Raw genomic sequence first — 4910 nt, forward strand, 5'->3', positions numbered from 1 at the left:
CATTCGGTTGATGATGGCGCTGTCTTCCTTTAATCGGAATAGGCGTTTTTTAGGATTACCGTCTTGTGGTTTTGGTGTCAGAGTTCCGATTTCAATAAAGCCAAAGCCGAAGTTGGAAAGCTCCTGGTAGCATTTCGCATCTTTATCAAAGCCCGCTGCCAAACCAACTGGGTTTTTGAATTTTAAGCCAAAAACTTCTCGTTCTAACCGGCTGTCTTTTACTTCGTAAACCGATTTTAAAAGTGCAGGAACTAAAGGAATTTTGGCAATAAATTTGATAAAACTAAAAGAAAAGTGATGCACTTCTTCCGGGTCAAACCAGAATAAAATGGGACGAATGAGTTGTTTGTACATGAGTAGTTGTGTTGTGTTGCAAAAATAGAAATTCAAATTCAATTTTCATTTTTAAATCATTAAATTTAATGCTACTTTAGCCAATCAATAGTTGCCAAATGATTTCAGACCAACAGTTTCAAAGAGAACTAGATATAATTATTCAGAACGGAATTCGGGAAGATATTGGTCCCGGAGATTTCAGTTCGTTGGCTTGTATTCCAGATACAGCCAAAGGAAGAGCTAAACTTTTAGTAAAAGATACCGGTATTATTGCCGGCGTGGCTTTTGCCAAAATGGTTTTTGAAAATGTAGATCCAACTTTGGAAATGGAAACTTTTATCGAAGACGGTTCGCTAGTAAAACATGGCGATGTGGTTTTTCACGTTTCGGGCAGTTCCCAATCGATTTTGAAAGCCGAGCGGTTGTTGCTCAATTCGATGCAGAGAATGTCAGCCATTGCTACTAAAACCAACCAATATGTGAAATTATTGGAAGGCACTAAAACCAAAATTCTGGATACCCGAAAAACGACACCCGGCTTCAGGGCTTGTGAAAAATGGGCAGTTAAAATTGGTGGTGGCGAAAACCATCGTTTTGCGTTGTATGACATGATTATGCTGAAAGACAATCACAACGATTTCGCTGGGGGGATCACGCAGGCCATTACCAAAACCAAAGCCTTTTTGAAACACAATCATCTCGATTTGAAAATTATAGTGGAAGCCAGAAATCTGGATGAAATCAAAGAAATCCTTGAAAACGAGGGTGTTTATAGAATCTTGATTGACAACTTTAATTTTGAAGATACCCGAAAAGCAGTTGCACTCATTGGTGATAAATGTTTGACAGAATCCTCCGGAAACATCAATGAAAAAACAATCCGAGACTATGCAGAATGTGGTGTAGATTATATTTCATCCGGTGCTTTGACGCATTCGGTTTACAATATGGATTTAAGTTTAAAAGCCTTTTAAATTAGTCAAATGACAACAGCAACAAAAGGAAGAATCAGTAATTTTCCGGTGATTAAACAATTTATTTTTTTGCTAAAAAGAATAAAACTGCCGTGGCTTCACGGTTTGTCGTTATATGAGTTACTCGATTTGTATTTTGCCGGAATCATTGAAGGAGAAATCACCTATCGGGCCGGAGCTATTGCTTTTAGTTTTTTTATGGCGTTGTTTCCGTTTGCGCTTTTTATACTGAATCTCATTCCGTACATTCCCATTCAAGGATTTCAGGATGATTTTTTGGGTTTTGTGAAGCAAAGTGTGCCGCCAACGACTTATGATGCTATCTATAAAATCATCAACGATATTTTACACAACAGTCATAGCGGATTGATTTCGACCGGATTTTTGATGGCTATTTTGCTGATGACCAATGGTGTGAATGCCATACTTGGTGGCTTTGAAAGTTCGCATCACATTCATATTACGTTGAAACGCAAGTTTTTCAGACAGTATTTTGTGGCTTTGGCGCTTTCCATTTTGCTCTCTTTTTTATTGTTGATTACCGTGGCAGCCATCGTAATTTTCGAGGTTTTTATTCAGAAGACAAAAATTCAGGATGTGTTATCCGATAAAATTCATCTGATAGAAATGGGACGATACAGCTTTGTGATTTTAATGATATTGATAGCCACTTCGTTATTATTCCGATATGGAATCCGTCATGATAAAAAACGCTCGTTCATTTCAATTGGTTCTGTATTTACCACGATTTTAATCATTATATCTTCTTATTTCTTTGGAATTTGGGTAGTAAAGTTTTCGAAATACAATGAACTTTATGGTTCTATCGGGACTTTATTGGTAGTGATGTTTTACATTTGGATAAACTGTATGGTACTGCTTTTAGGTTTTGACTTAAATGCTTCCATACACCACATCAAACGCGAAAAGCAAAAAGAATTAGATACTCAATGAAACTAAAAACACTTCTTATTGTAGCCTTCTTTTTTTGCCAAATGAGTTTTTCACAAACCATTTTTGGGAAATGGAAAACTATTGATGATGAAACCGGGAAAGAAAAGGGAATTGTTGAGATTTATGAAAAAAGCGGAAAAGTATTTGGCAAAATAATTGACATTTTGGATATTGAGCATAAGCACAATAAATGTGAAAAGTGTGAAGGGGAAGATAAAAACAAGCCTATTTTAGGTTTAATTATTTTAAAAGGATTGACTAAGGATGGCGATATTTATACAGGTGGAAAAATTACCGATCCCAAAAATGGCAAATCGTATCACTGCAAAATTACTTTAGATGGGAAAGATAAACTCATTGTCAGAGGCTATATCGGCATTCCGCTTTTCGGAAGATCACAAACCTGGATTAGACTAAAATAGCTACTCGAAAATGAATTATTTCATTGAAGTCATCGTTCCGCTTTCTCTTCCTAAAACTTTTACTTACAGAGTTTCAGAGTCAGAATTTTTGTTTATTAAAAAAGGAATGCGCATTGCTGTTCCTTTTGGTAAAAATAAAATCTACACTGCCTTAGTAATTGATTTGCATCAGAATGCACCAACACTTTATGAAGCTAAAGAAATTCACCAAATCCTGGATGAGAAGCCGATTGTCAATGAATTTCAAATCAACCATTGGTTTTGGATTGCGTCTTATTATATGTGTAACATTGGCGATGTTTATCGCGGTGCTTTGCCTTCAGCTTTGTTGCTGGAAAGTGAAACCATAATTTCGCAACGAAAGGAAACTTTGGTTGATGATAAAGAGCTTTCGGATGATGAGTTTCTGATTTATGAAGCTTTGCAGCATCAGTCTTCGTTGAAAGTTCAAAATATCATTGACATCCTTAATAAGAAAACGGTCTTGCCAGTCATTCAAAAACTGATTAACAAAAACATTGTGTCGCTTGAGGAGGAAATTCAGGAAGAATACAAACCCAAACTCATTCGTTACATTCGTTTGCATGAGCAATACCAATCCGAACAAAATCTGATTCAGCTTTTGGATAATTTCAATAAAAATGCCAACAAACAAAAAGAATTGGTGTTGCAGTATTTTCAGTTGCAGGCGCAGGAAAGCAAACCTATTTCGGTAAAACAATTAACCGAAACGGCCCAAACATCAGCCGCTATTGTCAAAGCATTGGTGGATAAACAGGTTTTTGAAGAATATTACATTCAGGAGGACCGGGTTAATTTTGATAAAAATAAAACAGACAATCAACTTTCATTAAGCGAAGCACAGCAAAATGCTTTTAATGAAATCGAAGAGGTGTTTACTTCAAAAGAAGTTTGTTTGTTGCACGGTGTGACCTCGAGCGGAAAAACGGAAATTTATACCCAACTCATCGAAAATTATCTTGCGGATGGCAAACAAGTCTTGTATTTATTGCCGGAGATTGCACTGACGACGCAATTGGTTTCCCGTTTGACACAGCATTTTGGTAATAAAGTAGCTGTTTTTCATTCCAAATACAGCAACAACGAACGAGTGGAAGTTTGGAATCAGGTTTTAACATCTTCCGAAAAAGCACAAGTTGTGATAGGAGCAAGGTCGGCTTTGTTTTTACCGTTTTCCAATTTGGGACTAATCATTGTGGATGAAGAACACGAGCAAACCTTTAAGCAGCAAGACCCGGCGCCGAGATACCATGCCCGTGACGCCGCTATAGTTTTGGCGAATGCGCATCAATCTAAAGTTTTGTTAGGCTCTGCTACGCCAAGTATTGAAACCTATTATAATGCAACTTCCGGAAAGTTTGGATTGGTATCTTTAAAGGAACGTTTCGGAAAAGTGCAAATGCCCGAGATTGAGTTGGTGGATTTGAAAGACAGTTATTTCAGAAAAAAAATGAAAGGGCATTTCAGTACTACATTGATTGAAAATATCACGGAAGCTTTTGCTAATGGCGAGCAAGTAATTTTATTTCAGAATCGCCGTGGGTTTTCACCGGTTTTGGAATGTATGACTTGTGGTCATGTGCCGCAATGCCCACAGTGTGATGTGAGTTTGACCTACCATAAGTTTAAAAACCAATTGCGTTGCCATTACTGTGGCTATAATATGGCCAAGCCAACGAATTGTCATGTTTGTTCCAGTGTTGATTTGGAAACCAAAGGTTTTGGCACGGAGCAAATTGAGTTGGAATTAGCGGAATTATTTCCGAATAAGAATATCAAACGCATGGACCAAGACACGACTCGTGGCAAATACAGCTTTGAAAAAATCATTGACGGATTTAAGAATCGGGAAATTGATGTTTTAGTGGGAACGCAAATGCTGGCGAAAGGGTTGGATTTTGACAATGTTTCCTTAGTTGGCATCATGAACGCTGACAATATGCTGTATCATCCTGATTTTCGAGCGTTTGAGAGAAGTTATCAAATGATGACGCAGGTTTCGGGCAGAGCCGGTCGTTCAGAAAAACGAGGAAAAGTGATTATTCAAACCTATAATCCGTTGCACAATGTTATTCAGCAAGTGACGAATAATGATTATGAAGGCATGTATAAGGAGCAATTGTATGAAAGAAAGATTTATTATTATCCTCCATTTTATCGCTTAATTCGATTGACACTAAAGCATAGGGATTTTGATAAATTA

The 4910-nt window shown here is 37.2% G+C and carries 4 protein-coding genes and 1 pseudogene; 4 read left to right on the forward strand and 1 reads right to left on the reverse strand.

What is annotated here, in order from left to right; all coding sequences use genetic code 11:
• Positions 1-354, reverse strand: a pseudogene (locus V7D82_RS13230) (quinone-dependent dihydroorotate dehydrogenase); the annotation flags it as partial.
• A 98-nt stretch (positions 355-452) separates the two neighbouring features.
• Between V7D82_RS13230 and nadC the strand changes: the two are divergent.
• The 4 genes from nadC to priA form a co-directional block, all read left to right on the forward strand.
• The gene (gene nadC, locus V7D82_RS13235; protein WP_333601430.1) at positions 453-1310 is read left to right on the forward strand and encodes a carboxylating nicotinate-nucleotide diphosphorylase; all 858 of its coding nucleotides are present in this window, start codon (positions 453-455) and stop codon (positions 1308-1310) included.
• 9 nt (positions 1311-1319) lie between these two features.
• On the forward strand, positions 1320-2264 hold the full coding sequence (locus tag V7D82_RS13240; RefSeq protein WP_333601431.1) for a YihY/virulence factor BrkB family protein: 945 nt from the start codon (positions 1320-1322) through the stop codon (positions 2262-2264).
• Positions 2261-2686, forward strand: a complete 426-nt coding sequence (locus V7D82_RS13245; protein WP_333601432.1) for a DUF2147 domain-containing protein — start codon at positions 2261-2263, stop codon at positions 2684-2686. Before V7D82_RS13240 ends, V7D82_RS13245 begins: the two co-directional genes overlap by 4 nt.
• Before the next feature lie 10 nt (positions 2687-2696).
• Positions 2697-4910 (forward strand): replication restart helicase PriA (priA, locus tag V7D82_RS13250; RefSeq protein ID WP_333601433.1); only part of this gene is annotated, 2214 nt, incomplete at its 3' end.

This window comes from Flavobacterium sp. (assembly GCF_036741995.1).
In the GTDB taxonomy this organism is placed as follows: Bacteria; Bacteroidota; Bacteroidia; order Flavobacteriales; family Flavobacteriaceae; genus Flavobacterium.

Excerpts from the sequence above, each read along its gene's own strand:
- nadC (WP_333601430.1), top strand. The coding sequence starts at position 453 with ATGATTTCAGACCAACAGTTTCAAAGAGAACTAGATATAATTATTCAG.
- V7D82_RS13240 (WP_333601431.1), top strand. The coding sequence starts at position 1,320 with ATGACAACAGCAACAAAAGGAAGAATCAGTAATTTTCCGGTGATTAAA.
- V7D82_RS13245 (WP_333601432.1), top strand. The coding sequence starts at position 2,261 with ATGAAACTAAAAACACTTCTTATTGTAGCCTTCTTTTTTTGCCAAATG.